Source organism: Kitasatospora sp. NPDC094019, from assembly GCF_044764505.1.
In the GTDB taxonomy this organism is placed as follows: domain Bacteria; phylum Actinomycetota; class Actinomycetes; order Streptomycetales; family Streptomycetaceae; genus Kitasatospora.
Map to the genome: position 1 here is coordinate 82,612 of NZ_JBIWIF010000005.1, position 14,016 is coordinate 96,627.

Genomic DNA, 14,016 nt, shown 5'->3' on the forward strand with positions numbered 1-14,016 from the left:
CGGTAATTCGGCGCGTCAACGTCCGTCGTTCCGCCCGCCCCCGTTCCGCCCGCCCCCCGGTCCGCCGACCGGGGGGCGGGGGTCCTGGGCGCCGGGCGGGTCAGCCCGCCTCGGCGATCCGCATCCGCTCGCGGTCCTCCGTGGCCCGGCGGGCGGCGGCGTCGAGCACCTCCAGCACCCAGGCGGAGAGATCGCGGTTGGCCCGGTCCGCGGCGTCCTCCCAGAGGCCGTGGCGGGCCTGGGTGACGGCGAGCCGGAGTTCGACCGCGATGGGGCGCGCGCCGGCGCCCGGGGTGGTGGCGGTGCGGATCCGGCGGCGGAGTTCATTGCGGGACCACCCGCCCTGCTGGGCCCGGTCGAGCCAGTTGTCCTGGACCTCGGGATCCAGCGAGGCGACCTCGGCGTGGTGCTGCATGCTCAGCACCGGTCTGCGGCGGCCGGGCGGGAACTTCCGGGCGACCCAGGCGTAGTTCCGCAGCGTCTGGTAATCCAGCGCGGTTTCGTCAATGGCCCGTCGGTAGCGTTCGGGATATCGGTCCTGGCCGTAGACCAGCCAGTCACCGAGCCACCAGGTCGCGGAATCCGCGGCGGTTCCGAGATCCTGCCCGATGCGCATCCACGCGTCGATCGGGAGCCTGGCCGGGAGGGCGAGTGAGGTTTGGTCCCTGGAGAGTTCCGATCCCCTCCCGGTACGCCTTCCCAGAATCCTCACGTCGTCCGGCCGATCCGCCCTTCGCATGCTGTCCTCCCCGTTGTTCAGCAACAGTCGATCATTTTGAGGAACGAACCGCACCGCTTCAAGGTCTAGACCAGCCTTCGGAATCCCCCACCTCCGCCCCACCGCTTCCCCCACCGTCCGTCACCCCGCCCGCCCCACCCCCCTCGCACCACCCCTCGCACCGCCGGCCGTCCCGCCCGCCGTCCCGCCGGCGAGACATGGCCCCGTCAGAAACCGCAGACCAGACCCGGTGCGGCCGCCCCGGCACGGGAATCCCGGCCGCCCACCGCCCTCTCCCCCGGACCACGGACCTGGCGACCCACCCGCCCCCGCGGCCACAATCGCACCGCCCCGGCCCGTCGGAGAGGCCCGGGCACCGAAAGCAGCCGAAGGAGCCAACGTGACCACCCGGGAGAGCGTTTCGGAGCACGGCCTGACCGTCCGCGCCCAGCACCGGCACAACCCGTACGACCACCTCTTCGACGACGCGGGCTTCGCCGGGCTGCTGATCGGCCTCGGACTGCGGCGGGCCGCCAGCATCTGGCGCAACCACAGCGCCGCCGCCGGAGCCGCCCCCCGCGACCCGTACCCCCGGGCGAGCATGGGCTTCGTCCTGCTCGACCCGACGGCCGGCCCCTGGGTCCCCGACACCGAGTCGGTGCTGGCGGTGATCACCGTCGGCGAGGACGCCCACCGTTTCCTGCCCAAGGCGGCGGCCAAGGCCGCGGGCCACCGCCGGCTCGGACGCAACTACGGCGAGGCGGTCCTGACCGACCCCCACCTGTGCGGCAGCGGCGCCTTCCGCTACGGACACTCGGCCGCGATCCGCGGCCAGATCGTCGGCGCCAGCTCCCAGTCCACCGACCAGGACCTCTTCGAGGCCGGCCGGCTCGCCACCGACCTCGTCGACGCCCTCACCGAGGCCCAGTTGTCCTGGGAGGAGCGCACCGGTCCGAGCGACTGGTACTCCCCCACCGACACCCCCCACCCCCGCTACCGCGACATGGTCGCCTTCGCCCTCCCCCCGGCCGTCCCCACCGACTGATGCTCCGTCAGTTCTCGGTCCGGCCCGCCGGGCCCCACCACGCCCGATCGCCCCTTCACGTCCCCGGGCCCCGAACCCCCGGGCCAGGAGTCCGGGGGCGTCCCGGGCCGGGGCCGGGACGGCGCGGGAAAAGGGGCGGGAGGAGGGGGAGGAGGGCGGGACGGCGGCGGACGCCGGGGCCGCTCTCCCCCGGCCGGTCCGGGGCGTCCCAGGGACGGGAAAGCCCTGGTGGGACGGGTGGCGCGGCGCCGAGCATGAGCCCTGTCCGAGTCACGGACCGCAGACCGGGGGGTGCCCCGCCGGGCGGCCCGTGACCGCTTACCGAGATGGGGGAACCTTCCATGATCAAGCACGTGTTCCGACGCGGAGCCGTCACCCTCGGCGCCGCGGCCATGGCCGTCACCGCGCTCGCCGGCGTCGCCCACGCCGACCGGGGCGTCGCGTACATCAAGCCCGGCCAGCACAGCCAGGCGGTCGCCTGCGTGCAGCAGGGGCTGCGCAACGCGGGGTACTCCATCGACGTCGACGGCCAGTACGGCAACGCGACCTACGCGGCGCTGACCGACTTCCAGCACAACCGCGGCCTCTCGGCGGACGGCATCGTCGGCCCGAAGACCGGTGACGCCCTCTACTACGGCTACCTCAAGCCCTCGGGCAACCTGGTCCAGATCGAGTTCTGCCCCACGGTCATCCCCACCTCCAGCTGAGTCGCCGCCGGCTGACGTCACGCCAGCCGGCTCGGCATCGCCTGACGCGGTGCCGGACGACCCAATGGCCCGCCCGCCGGATCCGGGCGGCCCACCACTGCCCTCGTGCCGTCCGCAGGCGCGGGGGCAGCGGTGCTCCGCCCCACGCCCCGGACCTCCCGCTCCTCCTCCGAAGGACCAGGTAGACCTCGACATGACCACCGACCCCACCTCCTCCCGCCCCGGGCGCCGCTCGGTGCTCGCCGGCGCCTTCGCGCTCGGCACCGGCACGCTGCTCTCCGCCGCGCTGCCCGCCGGGACGGCGCGCGCCGCCACCGGCCCGACGATCTCCTCCACCGCCGCCTGGGGCGCCCGGCCCGCGTCCGGCCCGCTCACCGTCCTGCCCGGCGCGCCGGACAAGGTGATCGTGCACCACACCGCGACCGACAACGTCACCAACTACTCGCAGGCCGCCGCGTTCTCGCTGGCCAGGTCGATGCAGACCTACCAGATGGACAGCGAGGGCTGGATCGACACCGGCCAGCACTTCACCGTCAGCCGCGGCGCCTACATCACCGAAGGCCGGCACAACAGCCTGTCCACGCTGACCGGCGGCACCCAGCACGTGGAGTCCGCCCACTGCACGGGGCAGAACACGGTCGCGATCGGCATCGAGAACGAGGGCACCTACAGCACCGTCGACCCGCGCAGCGAGCAGTACGCGGCGCTGGTCGACCTCATCACCCACATCTGCCGCCAGTACGGGCTGCGGGCCTACCAGATCTACGGGCACCGCGACTTCAACAACACCGAGTGCCCCGGCGACCGCCTGTACGCGCTGATCCCGCAGCTGCGCCGCGACGTGGCCGCCCGGATCGGCGGCGACCCGGCCGGCCCGGTGTGGCCGGTGCTGAACAGCGGCGCGGCGGGCGAGCGGGTGAAGACCCTGCAGTACCTGCTGATGCAGCGGGGCGCCACCTTGACCGTGGACGGCTCGTTCGGTCCCGCCACCCGCAACGCCGTCCTGGCGTTCCAGAACACGGTGCACGCCTCGGCGGACGGCGTCGCGGGCAACCAGACCTGGAGCCAGGCGGTCGCGCCGCTCGCGCGCGGGGCCTCGGGCAGCGCGGTGACCGCCGTGCAGAGCCAGCTGGTCGCGCACGGCATCACGGTGTCGGTCGACGGCGCCTTCGGCCCCGGGACGCAGTCCGGGGTGGCGTCCTTCCAGAGCGCGGCCTCACTGCCCTCCGACGGCGTGGTCGACGCCCGGACCTGGAGCCGGCTGCTCGCCTGACACCCGCTGCCGCACGACTCCGGCGCCGCCCGCGGACCCAGGTCACCGCGGGCGGCGCCGCGTCCGTCGCGGCAAGGCCCGCGCGGCGGCTGTCGCGGCGGGGCCGGCGCCGCGGCTGTCGGAGCAGGGCCGACGCTCCGGCCGACGCCCGGCCACGGACGTCGCGTCCACCGCGAAAAGTCGGCCCGGACCGTCGCGGGACGTCCCCGAATCGCCGGGAACCGTAGTGGGACGCCGGTACCCGGGCCGAGAGTGGGCGGCACCGCCTGATCGTCCGACAGGCGCACCGGAAGGGATACCGTGAAACACATCGCAGCCCTGCGCGGCCTCGCCGTGGCCGTGCTCGCACTCGTCGCCTTCGCCCTGCTGCCCGCACAGGCGCAGGCCGTGGACTCGACCACCTGGATCCAGCGCAACCTGGTCGGGATCGGCTACCTGGCGAGCGGCGGCGTCGACGGCGCCTACGGCCCGGCCACCACCGCCGCCGTCCGCAGGTTCCAGGGCGACAACGGGCTCGACGAGGACGGCGCGTACGGCCCCAGGACCGAACTCGCCCTCCACAACAAGGTCGCCGAGGTCCAGCGCGCGACCGGCTCCGGCGCCGACGGCGCATACGGCGCGGGGACGACCTCCTCCGTCGCCGCCTGGCAGCAGGCGCACGGCCTCGGCTCCGACGGCATCGCCGGGCCCGCGACCATGAACGCGCTGGGGATCGCCCGGACGGTGCGGATCACCGCGCAGTGGAAGTTCCCCGCCCTCGGCTGGAGCGTGAGCGGGCAGTTCGGCTGCCTGGAGCAGATCTACACCCACGAGAGCGGCTGGAAGGTCTACGCGACCAACCCCTCGTCCGGCGCGTACGGGATACCGCAGGCGCTGCCCGCCACCAAGATGACCTCCGCCGGATCCGACTGGCAGACCAACCCGGCCACCCAGCTCAGCTGGGGCCTGAACTACATCAAGTCGCGCTACGGCGACCCGTGCTCGGCGTGGAGCTTCTGGCAGGCCCACAACTGGTACTGAGCGGCACGCGGGCAGGGCCCCACTCCCGATCGGGGGTGGGGCCCTGCCCGCGTCGTGCCTACAGGCCGCCGGGAAGGGTGCCGCGCCGCAGCTCCCGCCCCTGGACCACCGACCGCGCCAGACCCGCCGTCAGGGCCAGTGCCAGCACGGTCAGCGACCACAGCGCCACCTGCCGGGGGTCCGGCGAGCCGGCGTCCCCCTCGGCGGGCGCGGAGGCGCGGACGGCGACCCCCGGTGCGGCAGCCTGCGTACGACACGCCTCCGCCTGGCTCCACAGGTCCAGCAGGTGCCGTTCGTCGGCCCGGCAGACGGCGGCGATCCGCTCGACGGCGTCACGCGGCGGGAACTGCTTGCCGTTCACCCACCGCTCCCACGAGGACTTCGCGTAGTGGGTGTGCTCACTGATCCGGGCGTAGGTCAGGCCGGACGAGGACTTCAGCGACTGAAGCTCCTCCGAGAGCCGGTCGGCAGGGTCCTTCGGTGCGCCGCCTGACGTCAGAACACGGTCCATCGTTTGTATCCCCCAGGTCGTTCGGATGCGGGCGAGGGCCCGCGAGGGAGCCGGGTGCCGTGCCGCGCTCCCGCCGGCCGGTCCCCACCGGGCCGAACCGGTCTCCCGGCGGCCGAGCACCCGCCCCCGCGGTACGCCCTCCCGTAGCACGGGCCCACCCCGGGTCGCGTGCTACTGCTTGATCCACTCTGTCCCATCCCCGGGACGAAGATCCACGATCTTTCGGACTTTGGGACGGACGGCACCCATGCCACCGCCCTGAGCTGCGGTTTGAGACACCGTCACCCATCAGGTTGAGACGCGGAGTCCCAGGTCGGACGGCGTGGGACGTCGCCCCCGCCGGCGCTACGGACGCACCGTACTGCCCGGTCGGCCGGGTGCCGCCGTCCCCGATCGTCGCGCCCGCGAGGGAGGGCGTCCCGGGGACACGAAACGTTCGCGGGACGCCCTCGGGGCTTCCTAGTGTCGGCACCCGACGGCCGTTGCAGGCCGCCCTCACCCACGTCTCCCAGGGAGCCCCGCCGTGCCCATGTTCTCCGTCGTCAAGCGCGCCGCCGTCGTGACGGCCACCGCCGCCGTCGCCGTCACCGTTCTGGCGGGCACCGCCAGCGCCCGGCCCAGCGCCGGCGAGATCGCCTTCGGCGACCGGGGGACCGGCGTCAAGTGCGTGCAGCTCGCGCTGAACGCCTCCCTGCACTCCGGTCTCCAGACCGACGGCATCTGGGGCGCCCGCACCGAGAGCGCCGTGCGCCAGTTCCAGAAGGCCAACCACCTGGACGTGGACGGGATCATCGGCGTCCAGACCGGCTCCCAGCTGCTGGAGATCATCGTCCACAACGAGCACGACTGGGGCAACACCTGCTGGGAGAACCTGCCGACCTGGTAGCCCGGCCCGTTCCCGGCGCCGTCCGTCGACGGCGCCTCGGCCGCTCGTCCCCGCTCCGCTCATTCCCTCTCCGCCCGTCACCTCTCCCCTCGTCACTCCCAGCAGAAGTGAGAACGTTCCGTGAAGCGCTTCCCGGCCGTAGTGGCCGCGGTCTTCGCCGCCCTCCTGGCAGCGGTGCTGTCCGTCCCCGCCGCCCACGCCGCGAGCTGGCCCGTCGTCCGCAACGGCGACCAGGGCGCCAAGGTGTCCACCGTCCAGTACCTGCTGAACGCCCGCGGCTACGCGACCGGCGCGGACGGCGCGTTCGGCCCCGCGACCGAGGCCAAGGTCAAGAGCTTCCAGAGCGCCAACGGCCTGAGCCCGGTGGACGGCGTCGTCGGCGGCGGCACCTGGCCGAAGCTGATCGTCACCGTCCGCCAGGGCGACAACGGCGATGCCGTCAAGGCGCTCCAGGTCCAGCTGAACGCCCGCGGCGCCAACCTCTCCGTGGACGGCGCCTTCGGCGGCGGCACCGACTCCTCGGTGCGCGGCTTCCAGCAGTCCGCGGGCCTGAGCCCGGTGGACGGCATCGTCGGCCCCGCCACCTGGGCCGCCCTGCTCTCCGGCGGGGGCGGCAGCACCGGCGGCGGCAGCGGCGACGTGCTCACCCAGTCCCAGGCCGCCTCGCTGCTCTCCGCCGCGGGCATCAACTGGTCCTCCTCGGGCAACTGCTCCAACCGCAACAGCAGCAGCTGCACCTCCTTCGACGGCCTGCGCCGCGCCTCGGCGGACGGCGCCGTCGCGCTCAAGCACGCCGTGGGCGGCTGCGGCCTGACCATCACCGGAGGCACCGAGACCGGCCACGCCGCCGGTACCTACAGCCACGCCAACGGTTACAAGCTGGACTTCGCGATGGCGAGCTGCCTCACCAACCACATCACCGGCAACTTCCCCTACAGCGGCCTCCGCGGCGACGGCGCCGCCCTCTACACCGCTCCCTCGGGCAACGTCTACGCCAACGAGGGCAGCCACTGGGACGTCACCTTCACCGCCTGACGGCCACCCGGCACACCGCACCCCGAGGGGCACCGGACGCATCCGGCGCCCCTCGGGGTCGTCGGGCAGCCGTAGCAGGCACCACTCGTCGGTCCATCGCACATGCAAGGGTAGAGTCGACAAAGTACTCGCATGTGCGACATGACTCTGGGGGTCCCGCGTGTCGGATCAGTTGCTGTTCTCCTACGGGACGCTGCGGCTGCCGCAGGTCCAGACCGCCCGGTTCGGCCGCGAGCTGGCCGGCACCCCCGACGCGCTGCCGGGGTTCCGGCTCGACTCGGTGACCATCACCGACCCGGCCGTCATCGCCGAGAGCGGCAGCGACGTGCACCCGGTGGCCGTCCGCTCCGAGGACCCGGGGGACGCGATCGAGGGCACCCTCTTCACCCTCGCCCCCGCCGAACTGGCGGCCGCCGACTCCTACGAGGTCGAGGACTACCTGCGGGTCAGGACCACGCTGCGCTCCGGCGCCCGCGCCTGGGTCTACATCGACACCGCGACCGCGGAGGAGTTCCGCGCCCGACGCCTGCTGGAGGCGCAGCACAAGGCCACCGTCCTGTTCGAGGAGGTGGCGAAGCGCGGCATCGTCGCGGCGGGCGAGACCGAGCAGGCGATCAGCGACCGGATCCGCGACCTGGCGAACGAGCTGTTCGGCACCACCCGGCACTGGCACAAGCGCATCGTCCGCTCCGGCCCGCACACCCTGTCCCCCTACGCGGAGAACCCTCCGGACCGGGTGCTCCGGCCGGACGACATCGCCTTCGCGGACTTCGGCCCGATCTTCGAGGAGTTCGAGGCCGACCTCGGCCGGACGTACGTGCTGGGCGACGACCCCGTCAAGCACCGCCTCGCCGCCGACCTGCCCGCCGTCTTCGAGGCCGGCCGCCGCTACTTCGCCGAACGCCCGGACATCACCGGCGCCGAACTCCACGCCGAGATCGGCCGGCTCGCCCGGGAGGCCGGCTGGACCCTGGGCGGCACGGGCCACGCCGGCCACCTGGTCGGCGAGTTCCCGCACGAGAAGATCGACGCCGCCGAGATCGAGTCCTACATCGCCGCCGGAAACACCACCCCCATGCGCCGCACCGACCGGGCCGGCCGCGTCTGCCACTGGATCCTGGAGGTCCACCTCGTCGACACCGCACGGGGCTTCGGCGGCTTCCACGAGCAACTCCTCGACCTCGGCTGAACTCCGACAGCCCCCAGTACGACGGGCCCGGTAGCCTCGGGGGGTTCCGGCGACCGCTGAGCCGCCGGAACGGAACGGCTGTGACAGCCCGACACGAGGACCGGCATGACCCGTACGACGCCCGAGCGGCCCCTGGACGTGGAGGCTCTCTTCCCGGAACTGGCCCGGCACCGGCGGACCGCCACGCGACTGCACCCCCGCCCCGGGGCCCCTGGAGTGCGGGACAGTTCCGTGGGCGGCCCGATGCTCTGGCCGGCCGACGAACCGTGGCCGGTGTGCGAGCACCCGCACAAGCGGAGCTCCGGCGAGCGGGTCGAGGACGTCCGGCTCAAGCGCCGGATCCGGGCCGAGGCGTGGGGGCGTGCCCCGGAGCCGGGTGTCGGGCCCGGGCCGACGGACGCCGAACGGGCGGTCCTGGCCTCGCTGAAACGCGGGCGGCACGCCCCGTGGCTGGCGAACACCGACCCGATCCCCCTGCTGGCCGTCGCCCAGCTGTACCGGGGGGACGTGCCCGACCTGTTCGGCGGGCTGGCCGACTGCGACGTGCTCCAGGTGTTCTGGTGCCCCTTCGACGCCCACGGGACCGGCTACCGGTTGGCGCTGCACCTGCGCTGGCGCCGGTCCGGTGACGTCCGCGAGGTGCTGGCCGACCAGCCGGAGCCGGTGGTGGTCGGTGCTCCGGGGTATGTGCTCGACCCCTGTGTCCTGCACCCGGAACAGGTGGTGGAACACCAGTACATCGATCTGCTTCCCGACCGTCTGCGCAGGCGCGTGGAGAAGTGGGAGGGGCCCGAGGACGAGCGCGATGAGGAGGAAGTCGGCTACCGGAGCGACCTCTCGATCGCCCCGGGCTGGAAGGTCGGGGGGTTCGCCTCCTGGCACGTGACGGATCCGGTGCCCATGGACTGCGCATGCGGGCAGCCCATGGAGCCCCTCCTGACCATCGCCAGTTACGAGTGCGACAGCTCCAACCGCAGCTGGGTCCCACTGGAGGACCGGGAGACGTTGGAAGGGGCGATCGGGCCCACCTCCGTCCTCGTGAGCCGGGACGGGATCCTGTACGTCTTCGTGTGCCCGGAGGACCCCGGCCACCCGCACCGGATCAGCCTCCAGTGAACCGCTCCGCGCGCAGGCGCCGGGCCGGGCCGCCGGGCCCGCACGGCGCGCCGTGCACCGTGGGCGGACCCGTCGTCACCGCCTGGGAGCGGCGTGCCGCGTGGCGCGCCGCCCCCAGGGGGTTTCCCGCTCCCGGCCGGGCGCCTTCGGCGACGGCACCGGTCGGTCACGGGGAATCGCGGGTCAGCTGACGCCGATCTCGCCGAGCTGCATGTAGTGGTCGCCGAACTGGTCGGCGCTCAGCCTGGTCCCGGTGATCCTCACGTAGCGAGCCGGGGTCGCCGCGAACGGGAAGACCTGCGCCTCGGTGCCGGGGCGGGGCTGGTCGTGCTTGTCGGCGACGGTGGTCCAGTTGACGTTGTCGGGCGAGACCTGGACGGTGAAGTCGACCGGGAAGCCCAGGCCGGTGTTCGCGCCGTCGGTGCGCGGGGTGAGCCGGACCTCGCTGAGGACGCTCGGCCCCTGGAGGTCGACGGAGATCCATTCGGCGGCGGCCGCCGTGGGCGACTTGAGGCTGCTCCAGCCCATCGAGTAGTCCTGGGCGGAGTTCCGCACACCGTCGGTGGCCGCGGCGAGCTTCCACCCCGAGCTCTCGATCGAACTCGACGCGGTCACCGGCCGGTTGGCGGCCAGGTTCGAACCGGCGGCCTCGATCTCGGCCAACTGCATGTGGTAGTTCCCGGCCGCGTCGGTGCGCAGCCTGGTCCCGGTGACCTTCACGTAGCGCACGTCGGTGGGCGCGAACGGGAAGGACTGCGCGGACCCGTCGGGCCGCGGGCGGTCGTGCTCGTCGGCGACGGTGGTCCAGTTGACGTTGTCGGGCGAGACCCGGACGGTGAAGTCGACCGGGAAGCCCAGCCCGGTGTTCGCGCCGTCGGCGCGGCCGAACAGGTCAAGACGGCTGATCCGGCGACGGGCGCCGAGGTCCACCGTCACCGATTCGGTGTGGTCGACGGACAGGTTGTCGATGCTGCTCCAGCCGTTGGTGCCGGTGGGCAGCGAGCGGCGGCCGTCCGTGAGGGCGTCCTTGCCCCAGCCGTCCGCCTCGTAGCTGCTGGAGGCGGTGACGACGGCGCCCTCGGCGGGGTTGGTGCCGGGGTTCAGCCGCACGTTGTCGAACACGGCGGAGGCACCGCCGGTGGCGAGGCCGATGTTGCCGACCGGGTAGCCCCTGTCGGTGAGGGAGAGCAGTCGCGTCGCTCCGGCGTACACCTGGAGGGTGGAGCCCTGGGTGACCACCCGCAGGCCGACCGTCCGGCCCGGGGCGTACCCGGGCACGGTCGCCGTTCCGAGGAGGGCCCCGCCGCGCTCGACGAACACCTCGCCGTTGTTGCGCAGGGCGACCAGGTAGCCGGTCTGGCGGTCGGTCGGGTTCTGGCTGTGGACGGTCAGGCCCGCCCAGTTGGTGTCCTCGCCCTCGCTGCTGACGCCGGTGATCCGGACGTCGGCGGAGGCGGCGACGTCACCGTAGGCGCGGCCGGCCACGCCGGCGACCGTGTCCCAGTTCGCGGCCGGGTCGCTCTGCTCGTACGCGTGGTCCGCGGTGACCGACCAGGCGCCGCGGATGTGCCGCCAGTCGGCGTCGGTGCCGGAGGAGAAGTCGTCGACGAACGGGTAGGAGGCGTCGGGACCGGCGGTGGTGAGGGCGTCCAGGATCTGCTTGTGCCGGTTGCTGATCTCCGTGCCCGAGGTGGTGAACTCGGTGGTGGCGGTGATCAGCGACGACGTCAGGGCCCGGGCCAGGACCGGCTTGACGGCAGCGAGCTGCTGCAGCAGCTCGTAGTCCTGGATGCCCGCCAGCAGGGCCTCGCTGCGCATGCTGTCGTAGACGTCCAGGGCGCCGTTGCGGTTGTTCGGGCGTACCAGGTAGTAGTCACCGTCGTCCGTGCCGTCGAAGGTGTCGAGCTTCGCGCCGGTGTCCCCGTTCGTCCAGATGTTCCAGCCCCAGTGCAGGAAGCCGTTGCCACCGACCGCCGACACCATCCACGGGGTCAGCCGGGAGTCGGAGAGCGGGTAGCTGATGAACCGGTTGACGTGGCCGTCCTTGGGGTTGGTGCAGTAGTACAGCCAGAGGTCCTTTCCGGCGAGGCGCCGGTTCTGGTAGTAGCCGGCGTTCGCGTCGTAGTGGTTGTCGCCGACCGGCGTGATGGTGCCGAGGGCGGCGTCCGTCGCGGGCACGACCGCGTGGTGGGCCTCGTTGGAGAGGCCGTCGGGGAAGTACTTGTGGTAGCGCTCGTAGAGCCAGACCGAGGCGGCGGACGCGGTCTGGTCCCCGCCGGCGGGCTCGTCGACGGCGCTCATGTAGAAGGCGTCGCTCCACCGGCGGCCGGGGGCGCAGACCGGCCCCGAATCCAGGCACTTGGAGTCGAGGTGGGCCTTCAGCGCGGGGAACACGGCGTTGACGTAGTCGGTGGCCTCGGGCGATCCCGGGGTCAGGTACGTCATCTTCACCTTGCCGTCGCCGGAACCGGCGTCGACGAGCGCCTCCAGGTACTTCCCGTTGCCCTCGACGAGGTGGGGGGTGTAGATGTACTGGAGGGCGCCGGCGTCCTGGAAGAGCTGGACGAAGCGGTCGAAGTTGGCCCAGGTGAAGTTGTACTTTCCGCCCACGACCTTGGTGTCGGGGACGGAGAGGCCCTGGAAGTCCGCGAACACGACGTTGTTGCGGTGCTTGGCGAGGTTCTTGGCGAAGTTCCCCATCAGCGTCCACCACGGCTCGGTGAACGCCTCGACCGGCTTTTCCTCGTTGTCCACCTTGACCGTGTACTGGGCGGGGATGGACTTCGCCGTCCAGCCGTAGTCCCAGCCGGCGGAGGTGAACCAGTTGTTCATGCGGAACGTCGAACGGTTCGCCGCGGGCAGCGCGGCGTCGTACACGGTCACGGAGACCGGCACGTCCACCGGGCCGGCCGAGCTCTGCACGGTGGCCTTGCCGGTGTAGGTGCCGGGCGCCTGACCGGTGGGCACCGCCACGCTGTAGTGGTAGGGCTGGGTGGTGTTCGCCGCCAGCGGCTCCTCGATGGCGTTCTCGACGAGCGCGTCGTAGTAGCCGGTGCCGCCGCCCGGCGGCTCCTGCTGGTGACCGCTGGTGACCTTGGTGACATTCGGATGGTTGTACTCCCGGCGCACGGTGATCCGCGAGGACGGGATCACCGCCCCGCCCGGCCCGGTGAGGTCGCTCGCCCGCACCGACAGGCTGGTCAGCTGCTGCCCGGAGCGCACGGCGATCTGGGCGGCCTGGACCTCGTTGCGCGCGGCGAACAGCGTCACCGCGTTCGTCGGACGCCCGGGCGACGGCGAAGACGAGAAGACGTGGTCGGCGCCGTCGGCGACCCAGACGGAGGGCGTCGCCGCCGCGGCCGCCTGTCCGGGCAGGGCGGACGCCAGCAGCAAACAGGCCGACGCCGCTATCGACACCCTTATGGGTATTTTCCTCATTGTGCCCCCTGGTCGGTTACGGGTCCGTGCGCACCAGAGGCCCTGATGCGCACGGACAGTCGTACCCCATGGCCGTATGCGTACGGAAATCCTTTGTATGAACAGGACCCGGACGTCCGGGGGGATCGGACGACCACTCAGCCGACCGCCGACTCGTCACCCGGCCGACCTGTTCGGCGTCCCGCTGGACCGTGAGCGCATCAACGGCCCCGGCGAGGTGGTCGCCCGGGTCGACAGCGCACGGCCGCGGCCGGTCCCCGACCGACTCCGGAAACGCCGCCGCCCCCGACACGTCCTCGTCGGGGGCGGCGACATTCCGCCGGGGGAGGGTCAGTGCGCGCAGGCCCACCAGGCGTCGGCGGTGGCACCCTCCGCAAGGGTACGCAGCTTGGCGACCGCGTCGGCCGGGTCCTGCGCCCCGTACACCGCCGAACCGGCGACGAAGACGTCCGCGCCCGCCTCGGCGCAGCGCTCGATGGTGCTCGCCGACACCCCGCCGTCCACCTGGAGCCACAGTTCGAGGCCGTGCTTGGCGATGAGCTCCCTGGTCCGGCGGATCTTCGGCAGCATGATGTCGAGGAACGACTGGCCGCCGAAGCCGGGCTCGACGGTCATGATCAGCAGCATGTCCAGTTCGGGCAGCAGGTCCTCGTAGGGCTCGATCGGCGTGGCCGGCTTGAGCGCCATCGACGCCCGGGCGCCCTTGGCGCGGATCTCGCGGGCGAGCCGGACGGGGGCGGCGGCGGCCTCGGCGTGGAAGGTGACCGAGCCGGCGCCCGCCTCGACGTACTGGGGCGCCCAGCGGTCCGGGTCCTCGATCATCAGGTGGCAGTCGAGCGGGATGTCGGTGGCCCGGGCGAGCGATTCGACGATCGGGACGCCGAGGGTCAGGTTCGGCACGAAGTGGTTGTCCATCACGTCGACGTGCAGCCAGTCCGAGCCCCGCACGGCCTCGGCCTCCTGGGCGAGGCGGGCGAAGTCCGCGGACAGGATGCTGGGGTTGATCTGCGCCATGGGGCCTGTTACCTCTTCTTGCCTGCGTGCCGAGGGTGTTCGGAGTCCCGGGGCCCCGGCCCGG

Annotated in this window: 12 protein-coding genes and 2 pseudogenes; 10 read left to right on the forward strand and 4 right to left on the reverse strand. The window is 72.7% G+C overall.

Going from position 1 to position 14,016, the window contains the following annotated elements:
- Positions 1–100 precede the first annotated feature (100 nt).
- Positions 101–739 (reverse strand): LmbU family transcriptional regulator, encoded by a 639-nt coding sequence (locus ACIQ9P_RS12755; RefSeq protein WP_402354122.1) that lies wholly within the window; start codon positions 737–739, stop codon positions 101–103.
- A gap of 379 nt (positions 740–1,118) precedes the next feature.
- On the opposite strand from ACIQ9P_RS12755, the gene ACIQ9P_RS12760 reads away from it, so the two are divergent.
- The 4 genes from ACIQ9P_RS12760 to ACIQ9P_RS12775 all read left to right on the forward strand — a co-directional run bounded on the left by ACIQ9P_RS12760 (position 1,119) and on the right by ACIQ9P_RS12775 (position 4,763).
- On the forward strand, positions 1,119–1,763 hold the full coding sequence (locus ACIQ9P_RS12760; protein WP_402354125.1) for a hypothetical protein: 645 nt from the start codon (positions 1,119–1,121) through the stop codon (positions 1,761–1,763).
- Positions 1,764–2,104: 341 nt separating this feature from the next.
- Entirely contained in the window at positions 2,105–2,470 is a 366-nt protein-coding gene (locus tag ACIQ9P_RS12765; RefSeq protein WP_402354128.1) for a peptidoglycan-binding protein, read from the forward strand.
- 193 nt (positions 2,471–2,663) lie between these two features.
- Positions 2,664–3,743, forward strand: a complete 1,080-nt coding sequence (locus ACIQ9P_RS12770; RefSeq protein WP_402354131.1) for an N-acetylmuramoyl-L-alanine amidase — start codon at positions 2,664–2,666, stop codon at positions 3,741–3,743.
- A 300-nt stretch (positions 3,744–4,043) separates the two neighbouring features.
- Positions 4,044–4,763 carry a peptidoglycan-binding protein gene (locus ACIQ9P_RS12775; protein ID WP_402354134.1) on the forward strand — a complete coding sequence of 240 codons (720 nt, stop codon included), beginning with the start codon at positions 4,044–4,046 and terminating at the stop codon, positions 4,761–4,763.
- Positions 4,764–4,821: 58 nt separating this feature from the next.
- Here the strand turns inward: ACIQ9P_RS12775 and ACIQ9P_RS12780 are convergent, their stop codons facing one another.
- Positions 4,822–5,274 carry a helix-turn-helix domain-containing protein gene (locus ACIQ9P_RS12780; RefSeq protein WP_402354137.1) on the reverse strand — a complete coding sequence of 151 codons (453 nt, stop codon included), beginning with the start codon at positions 5,272–5,274 and terminating at the stop codon, positions 4,822–4,824.
- Positions 5,275–5,803: 529 nt separating this feature from the next.
- On the opposite strand from ACIQ9P_RS12780, the gene ACIQ9P_RS12785 reads away from it, so the two are divergent.
- The 6 genes and pseudogenes from ACIQ9P_RS12785 (at position 5,804) to ACIQ9P_RS12810 (ending at position 9,500) form a co-directional block, all read left to right on the forward strand.
- Complete coding sequence (locus ACIQ9P_RS12785) at positions 5,804–6,160, forward strand: peptidoglycan-binding protein (RefSeq protein WP_402354932.1); 357 nt, start codon at positions 5,804–5,806, stop codon at positions 6,158–6,160.
- A 243-nt stretch (positions 6,161–6,403) separates the two neighbouring features.
- A pseudogene (locus ACIQ9P_RS12790) lies at positions 6,404–6,697 on the forward strand (peptidoglycan-binding protein); the annotation flags it as partial.
- 12 nt (positions 6,698–6,709) lie between these two features.
- On the forward strand, positions 6,710–7,195 hold the full coding sequence (locus tag ACIQ9P_RS12795) for a peptidoglycan-binding protein (RefSeq protein ID WP_402354934.1): 486 nt from the start codon (positions 6,710–6,712) through the stop codon (positions 7,193–7,195).
- 160 nt (positions 7,196–7,355) lie between these two features.
- Positions 7,356–7,676 (forward strand): annotated as a pseudogene (locus tag ACIQ9P_RS12800) (gamma-glutamylcyclotransferase family protein); the annotation flags it as partial.
- Positions 7,677–7,682: 6 nt separating this feature from the next.
- A complete protein-coding gene (locus ACIQ9P_RS12805; protein ID WP_402354936.1) occupies positions 7,683–8,384 on the forward strand; it encodes a M24 family metallopeptidase in 702 nt (233 codons plus the stop codon).
- A gap of 105 nt (positions 8,385–8,489) precedes the next feature.
- Positions 8,490–9,500 carry a hypothetical protein gene (locus tag ACIQ9P_RS12810; RefSeq protein ID WP_402354140.1) on the forward strand — a complete coding sequence of 337 codons (1,011 nt, stop codon included), beginning with the start codon at positions 8,490–8,492 and terminating at the stop codon, positions 9,498–9,500.
- A gap of 183 nt (positions 9,501–9,683) precedes the next feature.
- On the opposite strand, the gene ACIQ9P_RS12815 is transcribed toward ACIQ9P_RS12810, so the two are convergent.
- A complete protein-coding gene (locus tag ACIQ9P_RS12815) occupies positions 9,684–12,917 on the reverse strand; it encodes a discoidin domain-containing protein (protein WP_402354143.1) in 3,234 nt (1,077 codons plus the stop codon).
- Positions 12,918–13,268: 351 nt separating this feature from the next.
- The gene (gene rpe, locus ACIQ9P_RS12820; RefSeq protein ID WP_402354146.1) at positions 13,269–13,952 is read right to left on the reverse strand and encodes a ribulose-phosphate 3-epimerase; all 684 of its coding nucleotides are present in this window, start codon (positions 13,950–13,952) and stop codon (positions 13,269–13,271) included.
- Positions 13,953–14,016 lie beyond the last annotated feature (64 nt).